At 41.3% G+C, this 21,968-nt stretch carries 21 protein-coding genes; 5 read left to right on the top strand and 16 right to left on the bottom strand.

Annotated elements, in window-relative coordinates; genetic code table 11:
- Positions 1–113: 113 nt before the first annotated feature.
- The 3 genes from ACTNC6_RS07590 to ACTNC6_RS07580 form a co-directional block, all read right to left on the bottom strand.
- Positions 114–1,820 carry an AAA family ATPase gene (locus tag ACTNC6_RS07590; protein ID WP_441043747.1) on the bottom strand — a complete coding sequence of 569 codons (1,707 nt, stop codon included), beginning with the start codon at positions 1,818–1,820 and terminating at the stop codon, positions 114–116.
- 91 nt (positions 1,821–1,911) lie between these two features.
- On the bottom strand, positions 1,912–1,971 hold the full coding sequence (locus tag ACTNC6_RS07585) for a hypothetical protein (protein WP_441043789.1): 60 nt from the start codon (positions 1,969–1,971) through the stop codon (positions 1,912–1,914).
- Positions 1,968–2,465 carry an esterase gene (locus ACTNC6_RS07580; protein WP_441043745.1) on the bottom strand — a complete coding sequence of 166 codons (498 nt, stop codon included), beginning with the start codon at positions 2,463–2,465 and terminating at the stop codon, positions 1,968–1,970. The genes ACTNC6_RS07585 and ACTNC6_RS07580 overlap by 4 nt, the downstream gene beginning before the upstream one ends.
- Before the next feature lie 128 nt (positions 2,466–2,593).
- Here ACTNC6_RS07580 and tnpA point away from each other — a divergent pair, with 128 nt between their 5' ends.
- Together tnpA and ACTNC6_RS07570 are read left to right on the top strand one after the other, a co-directional pair.
- Positions 2,594–3,037, top strand: coding sequence for an IS200/IS605 family transposase (gene tnpA / locus ACTNC6_RS07575; RefSeq protein ID WP_020993527.1), 444 nt, complete (start codon positions 2,594–2,596; stop codon positions 3,035–3,037).
- 30 nt (positions 3,038–3,067) lie between these two features.
- Positions 3,068–4,396: an IS200/IS605 family accessory protein TnpB-related protein gene (locus tag ACTNC6_RS07570; protein ID WP_441043743.1), complete on the top strand. Its 1,329-nt coding sequence runs from the start codon at positions 3,068–3,070 to the stop codon at positions 4,394–4,396.
- Positions 4,397–4,566: 170 nt separating this feature from the next.
- Here ACTNC6_RS07570 and ACTNC6_RS07565 read toward each other — a convergent pair whose 3' ends face one another.
- Positions 4,567–4,692, bottom strand: a complete 126-nt coding sequence (locus ACTNC6_RS07565; RefSeq protein ID WP_441043741.1) for a hypothetical protein — start codon at positions 4,690–4,692, stop codon at positions 4,567–4,569.
- A 348-nt stretch (positions 4,693–5,040) separates the two neighbouring features.
- Here ACTNC6_RS07565 and ACTNC6_RS07560 point away from each other — a divergent pair, with 348 nt between their 5' ends.
- On the top strand, positions 5,041–5,214 hold the full coding sequence (locus ACTNC6_RS07560; protein WP_441043739.1) for a hypothetical protein: 174 nt from the start codon (positions 5,041–5,043) through the stop codon (positions 5,212–5,214).
- Between the two features lie 25 nt (positions 5,215–5,239).
- On the opposite strand, the gene ACTNC6_RS07555 is transcribed toward ACTNC6_RS07560, so the two are convergent.
- Positions 5,240–7,723, bottom strand: a complete 2,484-nt coding sequence (locus ACTNC6_RS07555; protein ID WP_441043737.1) for a leucine-rich repeat protein — start codon at positions 7,721–7,723, stop codon at positions 5,240–5,242.
- A gap of 314 nt (positions 7,724–8,037) precedes the next feature.
- Here ACTNC6_RS07555 and ACTNC6_RS07550 point away from each other — a divergent pair, with 314 nt between their 5' ends.
- Positions 8,038–9,411 carry an IS4 family transposase gene (locus tag ACTNC6_RS07550; RefSeq protein ID WP_441043735.1) on the top strand — a complete coding sequence of 458 codons (1,374 nt, stop codon included), beginning with the start codon at positions 8,038–8,040 and terminating at the stop codon, positions 9,409–9,411.
- Between the two features lie 858 nt (positions 9,412–10,269).
- Here the strand turns inward: ACTNC6_RS07550 and rhaD are convergent.
- The 4 genes from rhaD to ACTNC6_RS07530 all read right to left on the bottom strand — a co-directional run bounded on the left by rhaD (position 10,270) and on the right by ACTNC6_RS07530 (position 13,534).
- On the bottom strand, positions 10,270–11,118 hold the full coding sequence (gene rhaD / locus ACTNC6_RS07545) for a rhamnulose-1-phosphate aldolase (RefSeq protein WP_441043733.1): 849 nt from the start codon (positions 11,116–11,118) through the stop codon (positions 10,270–10,272).
- Positions 11,119–11,329: 211 nt separating this feature from the next.
- Positions 11,330–12,130 carry a bifunctional hydroxymethylpyrimidine kinase/phosphomethylpyrimidine kinase gene (thiD, locus tag ACTNC6_RS07540; protein ID WP_441035655.1) on the bottom strand — a complete coding sequence of 267 codons (801 nt, stop codon included), beginning with the start codon at positions 12,128–12,130 and terminating at the stop codon, positions 11,330–11,332.
- A 17-nt stretch (positions 12,131–12,147) separates the two neighbouring features.
- Positions 12,148–12,825 (bottom strand): thiamine phosphate synthase, encoded by a 678-nt coding sequence (thiE, locus tag ACTNC6_RS07535; RefSeq protein ID WP_173742385.1) that lies wholly within the window; start codon positions 12,823–12,825, stop codon positions 12,148–12,150.
- Positions 12,826–12,838: 13 nt separating this feature from the next.
- Positions 12,839–13,534, bottom strand: a complete 696-nt coding sequence (locus ACTNC6_RS07530) for a DNA alkylation repair protein (RefSeq protein ID WP_441043731.1) — start codon at positions 13,532–13,534, stop codon at positions 12,839–12,841.
- 206 nt (positions 13,535–13,740) lie between these two features.
- On the opposite strand from ACTNC6_RS07530, the gene ACTNC6_RS07525 reads away from it, so the two are divergent.
- Positions 13,741–14,328: an AAA family ATPase gene (locus ACTNC6_RS07525; RefSeq protein WP_441043729.1), complete on the top strand. Its 588-nt coding sequence runs from the start codon at positions 13,741–13,743 to the stop codon at positions 14,326–14,328.
- 139 nt (positions 14,329–14,467) lie between these two features.
- Here the strand turns inward: ACTNC6_RS07525 and ACTNC6_RS07520 are convergent, their stop codons facing one another.
- From ACTNC6_RS07520 to acsC, 7 genes are all read right to left on the bottom strand, one after another.
- Positions 14,468–15,223: a glucosaminidase domain-containing protein gene (locus ACTNC6_RS07520; protein WP_441043727.1), complete on the bottom strand. Its 756-nt coding sequence runs from the start codon at positions 15,221–15,223 to the stop codon at positions 14,468–14,470.
- A 1-nt stretch (position 15,224) separates the two neighbouring features.
- Positions 15,225–16,079, bottom strand: coding sequence for a bifunctional 5,10-methylenetetrahydrofolate dehydrogenase/5,10-methenyltetrahydrofolate cyclohydrolase (locus ACTNC6_RS07515; RefSeq protein WP_008703871.1), 855 nt, complete (start codon positions 16,077–16,079; stop codon positions 15,225–15,227).
- A 41-nt stretch (positions 16,080–16,120) separates the two neighbouring features.
- Positions 16,121–16,750 carry a cyclodeaminase/cyclohydrolase family protein gene (locus ACTNC6_RS07510; protein ID WP_019161830.1) on the bottom strand — a complete coding sequence of 210 codons (630 nt, stop codon included), beginning with the start codon at positions 16,748–16,750 and terminating at the stop codon, positions 16,121–16,123.
- Between the two features lie 76 nt (positions 16,751–16,826).
- Positions 16,827–17,492, bottom strand: coding sequence for a DUF3786 domain-containing protein (locus tag ACTNC6_RS07505; protein WP_441035651.1), 666 nt, complete (start codon positions 17,490–17,492; stop codon positions 16,827–16,829).
- Positions 17,493–17,653: 161 nt separating this feature from the next.
- Entirely contained in the window at positions 17,654–19,594 is a 1,941-nt protein-coding gene (gene acsV / locus ACTNC6_RS07500) for a corrinoid activation/regeneration protein AcsV (RefSeq protein ID WP_441035649.1), read from the bottom strand.
- 118 nt (positions 19,595–19,712) lie between these two features.
- Positions 19,713–20,498, bottom strand: a complete 786-nt coding sequence (acsE, locus tag ACTNC6_RS07495) for a carbon monoxide dehydrogenase/acetyl-CoA synthase methytransferase subunit (RefSeq protein WP_118331018.1) — start codon at positions 20,496–20,498, stop codon at positions 19,713–19,715.
- A 100-nt stretch (positions 20,499–20,598) separates the two neighbouring features.
- Entirely contained in the window at positions 20,599–21,957 is a 1,359-nt protein-coding gene (gene acsC / locus ACTNC6_RS07490; protein WP_441035646.1) for an acetyl-CoA decarbonylase/synthase complex subunit gamma, read from the bottom strand.
- Between the last annotated feature and the right edge of the window lie 11 nt (positions 21,958–21,968).

The following is a 21,968-nucleotide window of genomic DNA, read 5'->3' as shown; positions in this document are numbered from 1 at the left end:
CATGCCACAGCATGCTCTTTTTCTATTATCCGAAGCTCCGGCAGCTGTTTTCTGCATATTGGCTTTTGATTTTTCTACCTATAGAGGAAGGAGAATTCTTGCTATATATTATGTTATATATCATTCATTTTTTCAACAATAACTTTACATCTCTTTTTATAGAATGCAATGCCGTAAAGAGTAATATCTGAACGACCGTCATTTCTCAAATATTCGTAGTATCTTCTGTCTTTGATCTGTTTGATCGCTTTTTCACATGCTTTTTCCAATCCAGCTGCTTCTTTTGAATATTTAAGCTCAATTACGATACCGGCATCTGGATCTTCCGGCTCAACAAGGATATCTACAAAGCCTTCTCCGGCTTCTACATTTGACCGGACCACCCAGTCAGAATTTCCTGTTAACAAGCCAACCAAAAGAGTGTGATAGGAATTTTCTTTTTCTGTCTCCTGCGCCTTTGTGTCGAAGACACTGATCGAATTACTCAGAGTCCAGTTGAGATAGTGTTCTATCTCCTTTGTTTTCCCTTCTTTCATGGAATTCCAGAAATCTGTTAAACGATCTGTATTGCATCCAATGTTGTCTTTAAACCACTCCTGTATCTGAAAACGAAAAACCTCCCGGACTTCCTTGTTTGGGATAACCAATTTATAATCTCCTTGTTCTGTCATTCCCACCTGAGTCAGATATCCGGTTGTAAACAGTACGCTCCAGATATTGTCAATGCTGTTATCTATCTCGTCATATGTTAATTCCAAACGAACAAACTTTTCGATGGGTTCACCTGCTAGCAAACGTTCGATTTCGTCTCGGGTTGTACGGTTCGCTATGGATACGAAACGTTTTACAAGCGCATTACCACTGCTGTTGATCCAATAACATTGCGGCAGTTCCCCCGGGTTTTCACAAAGCAGATCCACGTGGTTGATCACATCCCAGGGACAGTAGATGTCAGCATCTCCAAAGCGATATCCATTATACCATTCCTTTATTTCCGATAAATGTGATTCCAGATGGTAATCTTTTAGCAGTTTTTCAACTTCAGCTTCCGTGAATCCAAATTGTTCATCAAAGCGCACGTCCGTAATGGAGAGAATCTTGAAATTGTTAAGACCGGTAAATATACTTTCCTTTGAAACCCGCAGGCATCCGGTCAAAACTGAAAACTGTAAAAATTCATTAGTTTTTAAAGCATCACCGAATAATGACCGGATAAGCGAAACCATTTCTCTGTAATAGCCGTTCTGGTATGCTTTATCGAGGGGAACATCATACTCATCTATCAGTATAATGACCTTTTGACCATAATGTCGAAATAATAACTCAGATAATGTCTGTAACGAGGACTCCAGTATGTCTTCATCCATAGAATATTTTCCATTGTCCATTCGGATCAGGGCAAGGTATCTTTCTTTTTCGTTTTCTGTCAGACTATCACTGTCTTGTAAAAAACGAAACCTCTCTGCTTCCCGTGCGATCAAATTGATAAGTTTTTGTGTTGCTTTTTCAAAGGAAAGACCATCTACACCCTTTAGGGTGAGGAAGATAACCGGAAACTGTCCGAAATATTTATCACATAGATCTTCTCTCAGCATGATATTCAGACCATCAAATAATGACTGGTCAGCACCAATTTCAAAGAAGCGGTGAAGCATGCTCATATTTAAGGTTTTTCCGAAACGTCGCGGCCTGGTAAAAAGATTTACCTTTCCCCAGTTGTCAAGGAGCTGTTCGATCAGTTTTGTTTTATCTACATAATAGAATCCGGCACAGCGGATCTCTCGAAAATCTTCTATGCCAACTGGTAATTTCAACGTCATACAATCACACTCCTTTCCGAAATTGTGCATAATCTACGTTGTGCGTGTATTGATTGTACCATTTTAAGAAATGATTATCAAGGTGTTATATTTACCTGTTCAGCACCGGAGAAACTACAGGTTTTCCATCTCTATCCAGCAACGGAGTTATTCCGCCCGCATATCCTGATGCAATATCCAGGCAAATGCTTTTGCTGTTCTCATATCCGGCTCCCGGTAATGATTACCCGAATTCCATTCCAATGTACAATCTACGCCGCATTTCTTAAGCCAATCATACCCGCTCCGGATGCAGTTTCCGACCTGTGCCATAACCGGATTTCTCGTCTTTTCCTCTTTGTCACCCAGACTCAGATAAACAGTTTTGCTCTTAATTTCATGTTCCCTCATATAATCAATAAATCCAGGAAACCAGACGGACGGAGATACCGCAGCAATTCCTGTAAACACATCTGTTTGGTATGCTGCCCATAAGGAAAACAGTCCTGCTAAAGAATAACCGCCAATATAATATTTCTTCTTATCTGAACAAAGCATCAATATTTTCTCCAGCGTTTTAACTGCGCCTCCACCAAAACAGGCATCCTTAAATACAGCCGGTGCCTTCCACGGCGAAAGCTCCTCGTTCCAGTCATCAATTTCCACTGCAATGTATTTGAATAACTGCGCGTCGCATTCTCGTTACTTTCAGTGATGAGTTAGACGCGCAAATTTTTTTACTAAACAACAGAACAAATGTTTACATAAACCAATACATATGGTATAATATTTATATGGAAAAAGATATATTTAATATAGATAAAAACAAACTTTCATATGGTAGGGGATATGTCTATTCCTTGCAGTATCATCTTGTCTGGTGTACAAAATACAGAAAAAAGGTTTTAAAAAACGGAATCGATACAGAATGCAAAGAAATGTTACAGAATCTTGCAGAAGAATATAAATTTCAGATCCTGGCAATGGAGGTGATGCCGGATCATATCCATCTGCTTGTGGACTGTAAACCTCAGTTTTATATTTCAGATATGATCAAGATCATGAAAGGAAATCTTGCACGCCAGATGTTTCTTGCGTATCCGGAGTTAAAAAAGGAACTGTGGGGTGGGCATCTGTGGAATCCGTCTTACTGTGCCATAACGGTCAGTGACAGGAGCAGAGACCAGGTGCTTGCCTACATCGAAGGACAAAAGGAAAAAGAAAAGAAAAAAGCCTGACAGAAGAAATGATTTGTTGGAGGAAAAGAGATGCAGACCGTATCCAGCTATGGCGTAGAATTACGAAAACAGAATATCCCAGTCCGCCAGACACTGGAAATCTACCGGTCTGCGGTCTGTTACCTGACAGAAATATATGAGCAGGTGTGGGAAGAACTGGCAGAGATACCGGATGCCAAAAGGCGGTTTAATGCTGCAGAGCATCTGGTGCATACTACAAAAAAGAATCCTGCACGCTTTGATTTTGATCTTCGCTTTCCGAAGATGCCGTCCTACCTGAGGCGAGCCACAATCCAGCATGCATTGGGAAGTGTATCTTCTTACGAAACACGGATGGATCTGTGGGAAAAGTCAGGAGAAAAAGCAGGGAAACCCAGACTGGCGTATGAGAATCATGCCATGCCTGTTTTTTATCGTGATGTCATGTACAGAGAGGAAAAAGAAGGAAAAGACGAAGCATACCTGAAACTGTATGATGGTCATGACTGGAAATGGTTTTGTGTGCGTTTAAATCACACAGATATGGAATATCTGCGCAGAAACTGGTCGGGGAAAAAGGCATCAGCCCCGACACTGGAGAAAAGGCACCATAAATATTTCCTGCGTTTTTCTTATACGGAAGAAGTGACACTTACGAAGACATCGGTAAAAGAACAGATCATCTGTAGTGTGGACTTGGGAATCAATACCGATGCGGTCTGTACCATTATGCGGGCAGACGGAACTGTCCTGGGGAGAAAATTTATCAATCATCCCAGTGAAAAAGACCGGATGTACCGCACACTGGGCCGAATCCGAAGATTCCAGAGGGAACACAGCTCTGCGCAGTCACGGGGAAGATGGGCATATACGAAACGCCTGAACATAGAGCTGGGAAGAAAAATTGCAGGTGCGATCGTAAAAAATACAGAAGAGAACCATGCAGATGTGATCGTATTCGAGTATCTGGAAATGCAGGGAAAGATATCCGGAAAGAAAAAACAGAAACTGCATCTGTGGAGAAAACGGGATATCCAGAAACGCTGTGAGCATCAGGCACACAGAAAAGGAATGCGGGTATCCAGAGTCTGCGCATGGAATACGAGCAGGCTTGCATACGATGGCTCCGGAAGTGTGTCCCGTGACCCGAAAAATCACAGTCTTTGTGTATTCCAGACAGGAAAAAGATATAACTGTGACCTGTCGGCATCGTATAATATCGGAGCAAGATATTTTATCAGAGAACTTTTAAAACCCCTTCCGGTAACGGAAAGGTCTTTGCTGGAGGCAAAAGTCCCTTCGGTAAAGCGTAGAACCTCATGTGTTTATGCAGATCTGAAAGAACTTCATTTACAAATGGAAATCTTAAAGGCAGCATAAATGCAGGCAGATATACAGCGGACTACCTGCAATGTGGGAACCTGCCATATCTGGCATGGAAAAATGCGCATAACTGCGCTGGCCTAAGTTACAGGCGTATCCGCCGATATTTAGTCTGACGCCTAAAGCGTCTGGAAGCACGCGACTTCAGTCGTGTGAGGATAAAGTTTTTAATTCACATCCGCGGAAGTTAATCTATGTATTTCCCTTACCTCGTTTTCTATCCATGGAAGTTCGTGCTTCCCGACAGGCTGGATCAGAACAATGTCCGATTTTCCATATTCATAAGTTTTCATCCATGCCTCCATCATACTTTAATTGATATCTGTAGTATAGCATTTTGCAATACTGCAATCAATGTAGGAATCTCGTGCTTCCGTAAGTATTTTTTGTAAGTACTGTACAACGTTTACTTTGACGCGCAATCTGCAAAGTTTTTTTTCAAAATAACATATTGAATGCTATCCTACCGCCGATTCTGTTCCACTTTGGACGGCAATGTGAGGTATGCACCTATGTATATCCTAAGTTTCCGACTGATCGCCCCTCGCAAGTTACTGGAAGCACAGTTGTTCAATTAGCAGTATCAACATTACGAAGATATTCCGAATGTATCAGACAGGCTCCGCTGGTGCCGCCATCACATGGGACTGATGCAGAAGGAAGTTGCAGAACGAGGACTTGATGAACAGCCTACCATTCACGAAGGTGTAGTTGCCCTTGCATTCGGCTATATTCTTCCCACTACCGGGCGAATTCCGAACATGCACCGATTAGAAATGTGTGCTGCCAGGTACGCAATGCAACAGGCACAGTGATAACACTGTGCCTGAAATACATTCTCTATTTAACAATCACCTTAACTACATTGGAATAAGCTCCCGTCGTGGCATAATTTCCATTCTCGTCACGGACGATTCCACGCATTTTAAAATAATAGGTATTACCTTTCTTTAAAGCCTTTGTGATGAAGTTCTTCTCCCCGTCTGTAAACTTCATCAGACGCTGATAACCTTTATCTTTTGCATTACGATAATAAATCACATAACTGCATTCCCCATCCTTATATGCTGCAAAAGCGCCACTCCAGTCAAGTCTTACCTTATGGCCGGAAACAGCCTTTCCTTTCAAAGACGGTGTTCCAGGCGCAGTAAAGCAGATTACCTGACTTTCACTATAATCCGAATAATAATTCTTTCCGTTTACACGATTGTAAGCACGAACAATGATCTTATAACCCTGTCCTGCAGCCAGACCTTTCACTGTCATAGAAGTTAATGAATTCTTAACGTTTACACGTTTGATAATTTTTCCGGTTCTACTGTCCTGCACATAAACCACATAACCATCCGGACGAATTTTTTCTGACATCCATTTACAGGTAATGGATGAATCCGTTCTTCCTGTCACCTGTACTCCACTCACCATTGCAGGGAGAAAAACATTTACCTTTTTAATCTTTGATGGAATACTGTAATACTTCTTATTTCCATCTTTTGAATATCCCCGCACACTCAAATAGTAAGTACCCTTCTTTACATTTTTAAAAGTAACATTTATGGTACTCTTGTCTTTCAGTTCGTATTTTTTTATACTCGGAACAAACTGAGAAACCTTCAATCCATTCCTACCATAATCATCATAATAAAGAAATTCTTCTTCCGGTTTGATTCCAAGTATATAATCGTATGCATATGCGTGTTTATCCAGTTTTTTCAAAGTCACCGTTACTGTTGAACCCTTTACAATAACGTTGGTGATTTCCGGCAGCGCAGGTGTATTTACTTTAACCGTTGCTTTTTTCGGAGGACTCCATATTGTCCATGTTTTATCTTTTTTTAAGCCCCGGACTCTGATATAATAATCTCCTGCTTCCGAAAGATATGGAATTTCTACGACAGCATCCTTCATTTCAAAAGTTCGTATACTTTCTTCCCAAGTAGCAATCAAAGTACCAGGTATCAGTAACTCCACATCCTCTCCTTCATATGGCTCACCTTCTGCAACCTGATCCACTCTGTATTCATACTTCATAATATCAGTATTTTTTCCGGCGACAGATACATTGATTACATTTCCTGCCACAACTGGTTTATTCAATTTAAGCACGGAAGTTTCTGCTGTCTTCCCGTTACTTCTGAACTTAATTCCCATGGAAGAAGCATAAGCCTCTGCATAAGAACTCATCTCTCCAATAATCGTTATACTGTCTTCAATTCCCCAAAAAGCGGTTGCAGATATCTCCTTCACATTGGAAGGAATATAAAGTTCTTTCAAGCTGTAACAATTCTTAAATGCACCGTCATCAATTGCTTCAACACCTGTTCCTATTTCCACTTTCTTCAGATTCGGACAATCACTGTAATCACTGGCTTCTATGCGGCGATAGCCATTCCCTGTATGCACATATTCCAGATTTTTACAATCACTTGCTATAAACTCCCCATCAATCTTTGTAATATGATCCGGAATAATAAGTTCACGAAGCATGGTACAGCGGAACATGCACAGATCGAAGCTTCCTATTATCTGTATTGTATCCGGAAATTCTACTCTCTCAATATCTTTTTTTGCCGCTATAAACTCAGTTACCGGTGTACCGTACAGCCCTCTTTTTACAGAAACAGCCCCTCTTAGTCCTTCAGCAAAATAATAAGGTTTGGGCCACTTAAAACCAGCCCAATACGAAACATTATCGACCTCTACTTCCTCATCACCATCTTCATTTACGGGACGTTCTCTTACTACCAGATTTATTTTTTCATTATCCTTAAGGTCATTGTAAATATAGGTGTAGCGATAGCACTCAACGGTAAGCCCCTTACAGCCATCGAAGATATTTTTTCCCACCTCAAAGAAGGCTGATTCTACAGATACTTTTTTTAATTTCGTACAATTCTGAAAAGCTTTGTCTGCTACAGAGTATACAAACAAGTCTTTCGTTCCGTCACTGACGTATTCTTTCAGCGTAAGATCCTCAGGCACTTCCTCTGTGTAGCCTACAATTCCACAGGTATCCCTTCCGGTATCTTTGCGGTATATTACTCCTTCGTAAACAAACTGATTCGAAGACAACTCTGTTTCCGCTGAAACAACAGGCTCTGAAGTCATATCCGGCACTTCCGATACGGATTCTGTTCCTACTCCGTCATCAAAAACATTCTCCAGCAAATCTTCTTCCACAAACGAATCTGCACTCCCGTCTGCCTGTCCAACTTCACCGCCATCTGTAAATGCTTCACTTCCGAATGCAGAAACAGGTGTCAAAGACATTGTCATTGCAAGTACCGTTACAAGAAAGGTTCTTTCCCACTTTTTTCTCAACATACTTTTGCTCCTTTCTGAAAATTATTCAGGGATTTTCTAATTACCCACCTCTTAATATCAAATAGTTACAGATTACATCTTTTCCCTCCTCTACTCCTTTATCAATTCATATGTGTTATATAGATATTATATATATATATATCACCTTATGAGTATCATGTCAACATAGTATTTGTTTATTTATAATTATCTCAAACTTCGCACTTGAATAAGTGCTTGAAAATTCAATAAATACTGGCAATAAAATAGCATGAAACCATCTGGTTTGGTATAATTGAGTTGTCCAAAAACAATTAAAACCGGAGGCTCATGCTATGAATAAAAGTATAACACAAGCAAACCAAAATGATAAGCAGATTTCTAAATCTATCAAAAGATTTTTTATAAGATTCCATATTTCTTCAGCATTAAAAGCATCCAATGCATATAAGAAAAAAGGAATTCCTGTTGTCGAAGTTTTTCAGTATCTTTTTTTGCTGATTTTCTCTAACAGAAGTATGTACATGAGCCTGATTACCGGACGAAATACTCCTGGTTTTGCAAAGGATACTGTGTACCGCTTCATGAAGATGATCAAAATTAATTGGATTCGCTTTACGACTCTGTTAGCTTCCCGAATCATTAAGGATGCTATTTTACCTTTGGATTCTAAGGAACATACAAATGTACTGATTATTGATGATTCCATGTTCGAACGCAATCGTTCCAAGAAAGTAGAACTTCTTGCCAAGGCTTATGACCACGCAAATCACAGATACCGTTTCGGATTCCGTATGCTTACGCTTGGATGGTCAGACGGAAGCACATTTCTCCCCGTCAACAGCGTTCTTCTCTCATCTGAAAACAAAAAGAACAGAGTCAATGAAGCGGCAGATGTTGACAAACGGACCGTCGGATACAAACGAAGAATGCTTTCCATGCAAAAAGGAACACAGGCGATGCTTGAACTCTTAAAAATCGCTAAAAAAGTTGCTATTCCAGCCAAATACGTTCTTTTTGACAGTTGGTTTTCTTCTCCAAGTACGCTCCATGCTGTGAAATCAATCGGTTATGATGTCATTGGCATGGTAAAAAAGACACCCAAAATGTTCTTTCGGTACAATGGTAAAGATATGTCTCTTACCACAATCTACAACCAGAATAAAAAGAGGCGCGGTCGTTCCCGATACCTGCTTTCTGTGTTGGTTGATGTTGTAAAGGATGGGAAAGTCATTCCGGCTAAAGTTGTGTACGTCCGTAACAGGAATAAGCGAAAGGAATATTTATGCCTTATCTCTACAGATACAACCCTGGATGAAAATGAAATCATCCGTATTTATGGTAAGCGCTGGGATATCGAAGTTTTCTTCAAGATATGCAAAAGCTATCTGAACCTCAGCAGGGAATGTAACTCCTTATCTTACGATGCAATGACTGCTCACACAGCAGTTGTTTTTACTCGATATATGATACTTTCTCTGGAAAGCCGGGAATCCAACGACAACCGTTCATTGGGTGAACTTTTTTTATACTTTTCTGACGAAATGTCTGACATTACATGGATACAGGCATTTCAAATGCTGCTTCAAATGTTCCGAACCATGCTTAGCGACAACACTGAACTGTCTGAAGAAAAAATCAATGATCTGGTTGATACATTTATGAACACATTACCTGCATTATTGAAATCACAGCTTCAAGCAGCATAGCAGCGGAACTTTGACAACTGAATAACTGCCAGGTATTGAATTTTCAAGGTGCATAGGCAAAAAACATGTGCGAAGTTTGAGTAATTATTTTATAATTGTTTCGTAACATTTTATTTTTGCTTAATTAATATTATTCAATCAGAAGTAAGACAAATTCGCCAAAAACAAATTCTTCCTTTATCCGGCGGGTTTCCTATGATTCCTTTGCCCTTGTAGCTGACCCATCGTTGGAAGTCGGTTATCTGGTTGCCCTTCCGCGGATGCAGTATTATGAGAAGCTGTCTCGCCAGATCTATCAGGTACTTCTAAATATTTCTATAATGTATTTTTATGAAGAATTATAGAATAAATCCAAAGAGACCATTTGTCTCTTTTGGTCTCTTTTCTGTCTCTTTTTTAAACCTAGTACATCGTTTCGTAAATAACTATACCAATCTCGTAGGATGCGGATTCGAGTGTGCTGGTATAAAAACGCAGGCGCCGCGGGCTACGCTGAGGCTTTTAGACCTGTGCAATCGGATTCGCAGACAAGTGAGTGGTATAGTTATTTCGAAAACGATGTATTAGTATTTTCAGGGTTTCTGTACTATAATGAAGATCAGAAAAAGATTATTATATCAAAATACTATTATAGTTTTCTCCCGGAAAATCAAATCATCTTCCATGAACTGGGAAATTCAGGCAGGGACGTTCTGATAATATTATGAAAAAGATGATCGAAGCCCAGGAAAGACAGATGTCCAGTGGTTCTCAGGGTGGACAGTACTAATCAGATAAGAACCTCATAGTTGAGGAACTGACGAAAGAAAACCGATGGTGATGATTGAAAAACAACAGTCAAAGCCATCGGTTTTATTTTTAGGCATTTATTTTGTTTGTGTCTTTTTCATACAGAAATTCTTCCGGTAATGTAACCTTAAAGTCCCTGGCCAGTGCACGGAAATTATCAGGTGTGATAGTCTGGAGCTTTGTCGGTGACATGGACAGGATCTTTACCAGGATCTCCGCAGATTTCTCTACTGTATGAAGCAGACCGAAGGTAAGGTCAAAATCCTCGCCGGAACAGAACATTCCATGATGTGCCCAGATAACAACATCATATTTTTTCATTAACTCAGCCGTTTTTACTGCAATCTCCCGTCCGCCCGGAACCATCCATCCTACTACACCAACACCATCCGGAAATACTACCGGACACTCTGTGGCAGATTCCCATAGTTCTCTGGTAAATACTTTATCATCCAGAGGCAGCACAAAAGTCAGGGCAATGGTATTCGTTGTATGGGCATGATAAATAACACGATGCTTGCCATTTGTCAGTTTCTTTTTTACCTCATGATTCATCAGATGGGTAGGTAACTCACTGGTAGGTCTGCCGCCTTCTACCAGTCCCCAGCGTACTCTGTAATTAACACCCTTATCATCCAGTTCAATAATAGCCAGGCATACCTCCGGATCCTCAATAATATTTCGGAAATATTTACCACTTCCCGTTACCAGGAAAAACTCTCCTGCCAGTCCCGGTACTTCTGTTCCAATAGGTTTCCATTCTCCGTTCTCATTCAGACGGGGACGAATCATCTCAACTTCCTCAGGTTTCAGACGATAGCTCAGATTACCACCATTTCTCTCATGCCAGCCTTGCAGGTAGCCATCGTTTGCCATTTTGATAAATCCCCGTACAAATTTTGAATCCAAAATTTTCATGATCCTTTCCTCCGCTCTTCATCCATCATATAATAATTTACTTGTTTTGATGCTGTTGTTTTATACCGTTGTTCAAATGTGGGTTTATTTGGCTTTATTAAGTATAAATTGTTTTTTCTTGCTTACAAGCTTATTATATATGGTTTTATGTGGTTTGTAAAGCGTTTATTTTAAAAATACCTCATGATTCCACATTTATCACGGAAATTCATCACTGTACGTATTTACCTGTAATTGCAAAGCCATGATCCATAGGTCCGCTTCCGGCACCCAGATCCAGCATGGCAGACAGAGCACCTGAAATGTAGTCCTTTGCCCGTTCTACAGAGGTTGGCAGATCATAACCCTTAGCCAGATTAGCTGCAATAGCGGAGGAAAGGGTACATCCGGTTCCATGTGTATTGGGATTATCAATACGTTTTCCCTCAAACCAACGATAGCCGTCTTTAAAGTACAGCAGATCATTGGCATCATTTAGCTGATGCCCACCTTTACATAAAACAGCACACTGATACTGCTGTGCAATCTGCCTGGCTGCTTCAATCATATCTTCCCCAGTACAGATTTTCATGCCGGTAAGCACTTCTGCCTCCGGGATATTAGGAGTCAGAACAGCTGCCAGGGGAAATAGCTCCTGTTTCAGAGTATCAACCGCATCCTCACTGATCAGTCTTGCACCGCTGGTTGCTACCATAACAGGGTCTACTACAATATTCCGGGCCTGATACTCTTTCAGCTTCCGGGCTATTACAGAAATCAGTTCACGATCTGATACCATTCCGATTTTCACTGCATCAGGAAAGATATCTGTAAACACACTGTCCAGCTCCTGTGCCAGAAACTCCGGTGTTGCATTGAAAATAGCGGATACACCTGTGGTATTCTGAGCTGTCAGTGCAGTGATCGCACTCATGGCATAAACACCGTTTGCCATCATGGTCTTAATATCTGCCTGGATACCGGCACCTCCGCTGGAATCACTTCCTGCAATTGTTAAAGCTGTTTTTCTCATTTTCATCTTTCCTGCCTTTAATTATTCTTCTCTTCTGTTATCTCTGCTGCAAGCATCCTGCAGGTTTCATTTTTCAGGCTTTCTGCTGCCTTCTTTATATCACTCTGGGCGTAAATAGCACTGATCACTGCAATTCCGCAGATGCCGCTTCCAGCCAGTTCTCTTACATTTTCCTCAGTGATGCCGCCAATGGCAATAACCGGAATGGAAACTGCCCTGCAGATATCCTTCAATGTATCAAAAGATATTTCCTTGGCATCCGCCTTGGAATCTGTGTGAAATACAGCTCCTACTCCCAGGTAATCTGCGCCTCGCTCCTGGGCAAGAACTGCCTGCTCTACTGTCTTGGCTGTAACCCCGATAATTTTATCCGGCCCCAGCTTGGCCCGTACATCACCTGCCTCCATATCGCTCTGTCCCACGTGAACACCATCTGCGTTGATGGCAGCAGCAATATCCACATTATCATTTATTACAAAGGGAACCTGATATTCCCTGCAAAGCTTCTGCAGTTCTCTGGCTTCTTCCAGAAAATGTTCTTCATCCAGTTCTTTTTCCCGAAGCTGTAAAAAGGTTACACCGCCTTCCAGACTTTCTTTTACTACGGAATACAGGGTGCGTCCATTTAACCAGTGGCTGTCTGTAATAGCATACAGCTGCAGATTTTTTCTGTCTGCGTTTGTTTTTCTTTCCAAAATAATGATCTCCTTATGGTTTTATTTTCAGATTTCTCAGATACTCTTTTTTTTCAAGCGAAATTCTCCTGCTCTCCAGTGCTTTCTGGATTGCTTTATTATGGGTCCATGGCTCCAGGATCTGCTTTTGTATGTAAGGAAGCGTTACTTCATACTGCTTCACCAACGCAATGCTGAAATACCATGCAACTGCCATTTTCACATAAAATTTTTCAGACTCTGTGTTTGCAACAAGTGAAAGCATTTCCGGGTCAAAGGCATCATCCAGATAGAAGCCAAGTAAAGTTACGATTCCAAATCGGACGGTATATTCATGATCACTTTGAAGCCATTTTTTTATCCTTTCATATATATAAGGCAAATGTTTTCTGAAGATTTTAGGGGACAGCATATCACAGGTTGCCCAGTTATCTACATAGGGCAAAAAACGCTCCAACTCTGCCAAAAAAGTCTCTATATCTTCAGGATAAAGCAAAGACAACAAAGCACCATGAAGGTTATTTTCTTCATAATAATCATGAGGCAGTTTTTGTATAAATTCTTTTGCTTCCGGCATTTGAAATATTTTTTTGGCATAACTTCGCAGATCTGGGGTGCGTACGCCGATGATCCTGTCACAGGAAATATTGGGCATTAATTTTGCCTGGAATACCCGATAGCCCTCATCCTGTAATTCAAATAATCCACTGGTAATCATACTGTCATTCATATTTATTCCTGCCTTCACAAACATTTATTTCATATTACCTGATACATTATACCTTACTGTCATAAAAATAGCCAGTCCCATTTTTTGTGTATTATATACAAATATCCCGAAACAATTATTTGATATTTATATATTATACTGGAAATTTTCAGATAGTAGTGTTATAATATTCACATGCAAAAAACTTCACAAAGGAGGGGTTGACTATGAGTAAACGTGTGATTACCATCAACAGAATGCTTGGCAGTAACGGACGACTGATCGGCAGGGCTTTAGCAGATGAGCTGGGATTTGCTTTTTATGATAGAGAGCTGATCGATATTGCTGCAAAAAAAGAAAATATCCCCCATGACCTGCTTGAAAAGGTGGATGAAAAAAGAGGCAGCCAATGGCGTTTTCCTATTGACCATGAACTGCAGCTGGACAGTGAATTTCATTTTGTTCCCATGAATGATATACTCTTTGATCTGCAGCGTAAGATCATCCTGGAGGCAGCCCAGAAGGAGGATTGTGTCATTGTAGGCAGATGTGCCAATCATATCCTGCAGGATAATTGTCTCAGTGTATTTATTTATGCTCCTTATGATTACCGTGTCCAGACCGTAATAGAACGTACAGGCCGTGAAGAAAAAAGTGTTCAGAAGCTGGTCAAGAAAGTAGACAAGGAACGTCGCACCTACTATGAATATTTTACTGACAGAAAATGGACAGATTTGTCCCAGTATCATCTTTCCATTGACAGCAGTAAATTTGATCAGGATACTATTGTAAAAATGATCAAGCTTGGTCTGTAAATGCCAGCTGACAGCATTTTACATTCCATAGCCAAAATAAAACAGGCAGAAGGAATTTCCTTACCGGAAATTCTTTCTGCCTGTTTTTATACTTATAATCATTCTTCTGTTGTTTCTATTTATCATAGCATTATGCTTATCACATTTCACTTACAGAAGACAGTATTTTTCTTAATTTGCTGCCATAATCCTTTCCAGCTGCCCAGCCGCCGCCATAGGGATTTTCCTGGATACCCAGCCACTCCACATAAGGAGCAGTTTCTCTGGTTACATAGTCAAAGCGCTCATCTACGCATTCCTGATTCAAAGCTTCGGAGGATGCATAAGCCTTCAGATGCTGTACCTGTGCCCGCAGTCCTGTACGGACGTCAGGGAAAGAATTTCCCTTCACTCTGTTTCCGGTTGTTCCCAGTCCTGCAAAATTAAACTGGGTAATCTCAGAATCGCCACCATAAGACAGCCATCCGGTTTCCAGCATGGATTGTGCGAATACCACCTCTCCACGGACATTTTCAGCATTAGCTTCCTCAATGATAATATTACAGAAAGTCTCAATATCCGGTGCCCCACCTGCCCCCAGTGCCTCCTCAGGATAAGGAATACCCTGCTCATTATACAGAGAACACATGGCATCTGCTGTTACAGTGGTTCCACCCATAATCGTATAATACCCATAGGTGTTATCTGTGGGATCCTCATTGGAAATCACTGTATCTGAGGATTCCTCCAGATATTCAGGCTTTGATATCTGTCCTTCCCCTGAATGATCCGGTTCCTGACTGTTATCCGATAGTGTCTGATCCTGCCCGGCACTTACGAAAGCAGGTGCCCCGAACATCAGGGCACCTGTCATTGTCATAAGCAGCCAGAAATATTTTCCCAGCACTTTTTTCATCTTATGCGTTTACCTTTCTCATTGCAGCTTCTACTACATGACCAACCAGTACAGAAGTTGTAACACTTCCAACACCGCCAGGTACAGGTGTAATAGCATCTACAATAGGCTCTACTGCTGCGTAGTCAACATCACCACAGAGTTTGCCTTCTGCATTTACGTTAATACCTACATCGATAATTGTCTGGCCTTCTTTTACATATTCAGCACCAACAACACCTGCACGGCCTGCTGCTACAATAATGATATCTGCTTCACGTGCTACAGACGGCATATCTACAGTTCTTGTATGGCAGATTGTAACAGTTGCGTTTTTCTTAACCAGCATCATTGCTGCAGGTTTACCAACAACAAGGCTTCTTCCGATCACTACTGCCTTTTTGCCTGTGCAGTCAATTCCGTAGTGGTCAAGGATTTCCATACAAGCCTGTGGTGTACATGGCGGAAAACCGATCTTTTTGCCTGTGAATACACCGGACATGGAAAGGTCTGTCATACAGTCAACGTCTTTTTCAGGAGCAAGTGCATTCTCGATCACTGCCTGATCCAGATGTTTTGGAAGCGGACGAAATAATAATACGCCGTGAATGCTGTCATCTTTGTTTACTTTATCGATTGTTGCAAGAAGTTCTTCCTGGGAAACATCTTCCGGAAGTAAGATTTTCTCACATGCAACGCCTAAAGTTTCGCAGCGTTTTGTTGCTCCTCTTTCATAGGAGATATCGCTTGGGTTTTCACCAACACGGATGATGCAGAGGGTAGGATTTACTCCTTTTCCCTGAAGCTCTGCTACGTTTGCTTTGATTTTCTCGTTTAATGCTGCTGTTACTTCTTTACCTAATAACTGCTTAGCCATTGATTATTTCCTCCCAAATTGCACTCATTTTTCAAAAACTATTATTTCAGTCTGCCAAGTACGCTGTTAAATGTGTCATCTGCGATCTTTGTATATTTTTCAAGCATGGCATCTGCTTTTCTGTTTAATTCTTCTGCATACTCTCTGTCAGCCATGGATTTTGTGTTGATGTATACGTTCAGGCTGGCACCCTGTAATGCTGCCTTACAGAAAGCTGCACCAACACCTGCATCACTGATAGCAAGCTTGGAGCCCTTTGCGCCGAATTCTACGATCAGCTCGATTGCTTCACAGCATTTCTCCATGATTTCCATAGGAACGGAGCAGGCATCTTTTAATACGATCTCCATGACTCTTGCTTTCTCAGCTTTTTCTTCCTCTGTCTCTTTTGGCATTCCATATGCTTTGGATAATGGTTCGAATACTTCAGCATCACGTTCGATCAGACGAAGGAAATCCTTCTGAAGCTGATCACATTTTGCTTTTAATTCGTACATTTCTTCTTCAACATCCGCATATTTCTTTTTTCCTACAGTAAGGCTTCCTACCATATTGCCAAGAGCTGTTCCTACAGCACCAACCAGTGCAGATGCACCGCCGCCGCCCGGAACCGGAGCTTTGGAAGCTAATACTTCAACGAATTCTGTACATGTACTTGTTGAAAATCCCATCTTTTTTCTCCTGTTTCATATAAATTTTGGCTTTAAAAATTCTTGTTCTCCTGTATCATAATGCTGATACCACAGCTTATTTTAATACACCCAGATAAGCCTTGAGAGAACCGATGATCACATCTCCCATTACCGCCATATCCTCAGCCTGGAAGGATACAGGGAAATTATCTGAAAAAAGGATCTGTGAAGAAGGTGGAAATTCCTCATCCCCTTCCCAGAGGATCATCTGTATTTTATAATCCGGGAAAATTTCTACTTCATAGGCAATATCTCCATGTTTCACTGAAACAGCTTTGATATGCTCCATGATCGCCTTGAAATCTCCCAGACGATTTCCATAGGAAAATGCCAGACGTTTGATGCATCTGCCGTCAAACTGTCTTAAATATACTTCTCCCCATGGCATCTCACGGTATGTCTTAAATTTTCCGGAGCTCTCAGATTTCACACCGTTTAAAAGAAAACGGATAGTCAGGATTCTGGCATAGATCATGTTCTCCAGGGGATAAAAGCCCTTATCATCCGGAGTATGTGTTACTTCAAAATCCGGCCATGTAATCTGATACTGTGTTCCAAGAAAAGTTAAAGTAAGTTTTTTTGTTTCTTCATCGTAAGGAATAGACAGTCTGGAAGCAATTTCCTTCGGATCTGCAGCTGCAAACTCCTGAGTATAATGCTCCCATGGCATTCTTTCCTTACTGTCTTTTTCATAATTTAAGTCATTTAAGCTAAATGCCATATAAATCTCCATAAGCAGGGCAGATCAAAGGAATCTAAAGATCTGTCCTGTTATTTTTATTTCTCTAGATATTCATAATTTCTCATAGTCAAGCGGATATTCGCAATCCGCTTCGCTACTTGCTCATAACCGAATAACTGCTCCGCAGTTTATCAGAATCATCAGCGGTTCTGGATCTCTTCCATTACAGTTGGGAACATACCTGTATCTGTATGAGGAATGAAACATGCACCAACAAATTCATCCATATAGATCGGCACTGTAGAAAGTTCCATATATGTCATATTGGAAGCAAGTTCATAAGTCTTCTTCTCTGCCGGTGTTGACAGAAGCATCAGATAGGCACCTGTCAGAGAGGAGTTACCAATGTAGTGGAATTTCTCAATGGGGATATCCGGGAACATACCGATGTTGACTGCATTCTGCATGTTGATACCGCTTCCGATACCGCCTGCAACATACACATCATCGATCATGCTCACATCGAAGTCCAGAGAAGTAAGCATTGTACGGATTGCTGAGAAGATGGCACCTTTGGCACGGATGAAGTTATCAATATCAACTTCTGTGATCTCAACATCTTTTACAGAACCTGCCTCTTCCTCAAATGCCAGGACATAGCTGCCCATTCCGTATTTGTCATGTTTGATTCTCTTTCCTTCACGGATAAATTTACCTTTGGGGTTGATGATTCCGCAGATATAAAGTTCACTGATCACATCGATGATACCGGATCCGCATAAACCTACAGGTTTGGTTCCCGGATCACCTACGATCTTGTAGGTGGGCTCCATAGTCTCTTTGTCAATGGTACATGCTTCGATGGCTCCATCTGTGGCACGCATACCACAGCTAATGTCACCACCTTCAAAGGCAGGACCTGCAGAACATGCACAGCTCATCATAAAGTCTGAGTTTCCAAATACAAGCTCTCCGTTTGTACCAAGGTCGATAAACAGTGAAAACTCCGGCCTGTTCCAGATCTGGCTGACCAGGGTTCCGGCTGTAATATCGCCGCCTACATAGCTTCCGATATTCGGCGCCATAATAATATGAGCGTCTTTATTAATATCAATTCCCACATCAGAAGCAAAGAGAGAATTGGTCTTAAAGAATGCAGGGATATATGGTTCTGTACGTAATGGATCAGAATTAATTCCTGCAAACAGATGATTCATAGTTGTATTAGATGCCACGCACATTCTGTATATGCGGTTTTTAGGGAATTTGGCACTTTTGCACATCTCGTTGATCATCGGATTGATGGTTTCTTTGATCACAGCATCCTGCAGCTTTTGCTGGCCGCCCGGTTTCTGTGATTCTACAATTCGGTTAATAACGTCTGCACCAAAACGAATCTGCCCGTTTCCGGCAGAACTCTTTGCCAGAATTTCACCGTTTTCCATATTGATCAGTACAGCGGAAACAGTTGTTGTACCAATATCAATTGCCAGACCACCGATTACTACATCTTCGTCTTTACCGAAGATATCATACACAAACATATCGTCAGAAGTAGCGCGGATCACACATTTTACTGAAAAATTACTCTCTCTCAATACATCCGGAAGCTTTTTCAGAACTGCATAAGGGATTCTGACTCTGCTGATATTCAGATACTTCCGCAGTGCTCTTGTAAGTCTCTCGTTATCCGGCATTGTGTCGTCCAGAGACGGAGGATCCATTGTGACATCCACAACCTCCAGACTGTTTTTCAATTCGATGCCTGCAAGTTCTACATCTCTTTTGGCATTTTCAAAAATGGCTATTTCCTCTTTAGAGCTTAAATCAGCTACTTTCATTCTGCTCTTATAGGCAGATGCAATATCAGGTACCAGCACATCTACATCAGCACTGATTTTACTGCAGCAGGCAAGGCGCCATCCTTCCTGATATTCCTCATCAGAAATATGTAATGTCTTTTTGCTTTCCAGTTCTCCGCTCTTTAACTGGACACGGCATTTTCCACAGGCTCCGTTTCCGGAACAGGGTGCATCGATGGCCACATTGGCTCCACGAGCTACCTCAAGTAAATTATCCCCCGCATTGGCAAACGATTCTACCACACTGCCATTTTCGAATGAAAATGTTACCTTAAACATTCGGCAACCACCTTTCTCATAGTCGTTAATAGCCTGTAATAAAACAAGGGCTGAAGACCGAAGCCTTCAGCCCCCATAATTATGTATTCAATTAAATACGCTTTTCGGATAATACTGATTAGATTTCCAGATAGGAATCTGCATACAGTGTATTGCCTTTGAATACATCACAGGATTTAATAGTTTCCATCAGACGAAGGTCGTTAGGGTTAACGATCGCAGATGTAAGACCGTTCATCATAGCCATTGCTACAAGAGCAGAGTCCATGATCGGACGGATATGTTTTGGCATACCGTTACTGTTGTTAGAAAGACCACCTGTGGAGTTCAGTCCCATTTCAGAGAACATTTTGATTGCTTCAAGAACTTCCATCTGTTTGTCCTGCATTCCTTTTACAACCAGGAATAACGGGTCAAACCAGAGATCTTCAGCTTCCATACCAAGAGACATACCTCTTTCAAGCATGTTCTGGCAGTGCATCATACGTTCATCATTGTCTGCTGCTACCATACCGGAAGAGCAAAGTGCGATACAGATGGCATCGTTTGCTGCTGCAAGGTCGATATTTGTGATTCTGTCACCAGCATCAGCAGAGTTAACGATCGGTTTTCCTTTTGCTCTGTTATATACAGAGATACCAGCTTCAATAGCTTTCTTGTTTGTTGTATCCAGTGCAAGCGGAACATTGTCAAACTCTGACTGAAGGAGCTGTACTGCCCATTTCATCAGATCTTCTCCGTCGTTCTCAGCAGGTCCGATGTTTACATCAAGGTAAGTAGCACCAGCGTCAAGCTGCTGTTTTGCTCTTTTGATGATCGGCTCTGGATCTCTTTCTGTAAATGCTTTGTTTACTGCAGGTGCAGTAGTGGAAAGTCTTTCTCCGATTGTTACAAATTTTGCCATAACCGTGTTCTCCTTTTTATTTATTTACACAGGATATAACCTGTATGCTTCTTATTAAATGCCAGACCGGTTCCATGACCGGTCCGGCATCTCACACCGATTAGATCTGACCGTCTGCCTGCATATCCTTTAAGAATTTAACAAGCTGTACAGCTTCTCTTGGTCCAACGATGATTTCCCATCCAGGAAGTTTTGCTTCAAGATCACCCTTAAGAACTGCTACCTTACCTGGGATAATAAGCTTTCTGGATTTTACCTTAGGCTCAACATTTTCTTTGATGTAAGCGGAAATGCTGTTGCCGGAGAATTTACCAGCTGCCCAGGATGTCAGTACGGAAAGTCCGCCTGCATCATTGATTACCAGGTTAAGCGGAACACCGGAACGCTCCAGCTCGCCGGATACAACGAAATATGTAAGAGCAAAGTCTACAGTAGTAACTACTACAGAATTCTCATCAGCACCATTTAATGGATAGATGCCTGGCTCAACTTTCATTGGCTTCTGTGGGTCAGTATAAACGTTCTGACGCAGACCATATAACGGAAGAGCTTCTGCATATGTCATCTGCTCCATAACGATGATAGAACCATATTTCATTGTAAACATAGATGCTAAAGCTGCCTGTAAGTGAAGGTCACCTTTTGCAATCTTAACAAGGTTTACGATAGATGGATAACCAAATGTTCTGTCCTGATCTTTCAGAGCTGCACGACGAACCTGTACAGTGTTTGCAAAGGTTTCTTTGATGTCAGCACCTGTTGTATCAAGAACAAGGTTCTTGTTTCCAAGTTTTTCAAGAGCTGCTGTTGTATCATATAATTCATTTAAGTCTTTACCGGATACACCGAGAACAACACCTGCTTCTGTAGCAACTGCGTTCATTGCTTCATAGTTGGAAGCATCAGCACCGTTTAAGACCGGTTTGCTGTCTTTGCATACTGCAAGAGCTGCTTTTGCGATTTCAGGATCTTTACATCCAAGAACTAAAGTTCTTCCAAGACCTGCTGCTTTTTCTACAAGTGCAGTATATTTAGCTGCATCTGCGCCTTCGCCACAGTTTACATATACAAGTTCAGCGTACATTCTTTCACCGATACGGTCATAATCTACCTTCGGGATTTCTGCAAGCTTTGCCTCTACTGCAGCATCATCCATATCTGTGCACAGAGCTACTGCATATCTTGGCTTGCTTACAAATGTTTTTTCATGTCTGAATAATACTGTTTCTCCACCCAGAGTGTGCTCTTCTGCACCAGTACCAATTTTGATTGTCTTCATTGGCGGAGCAGTTGCCTCGGAAAGAGATGCTAAAGCTTCCTCAGACATATGCGGACATTGTTCGATTTTCATAGCGCCCTGAGCAACTTTCATAGAGAAAGCCATACATGTTGGGCATCCGCATTCCTTACAGTTTTTCTTTGGTGTTAATTTAAAGATCTGAATACCATTCAGTGCCATTTTATTTGTTC

It is taken from the genome of Blautia sp. HCP3S3_C4, from assembly GCF_052064095.1.
Taxonomy (GTDB): Bacteria; Bacillota; Clostridia; order Lachnospirales; family Lachnospiraceae; genus Blautia_A.
Note: the sequence above shows the minus strand (reverse complement) of the source record. Positions and strands in the feature narration are given on the sequence as shown.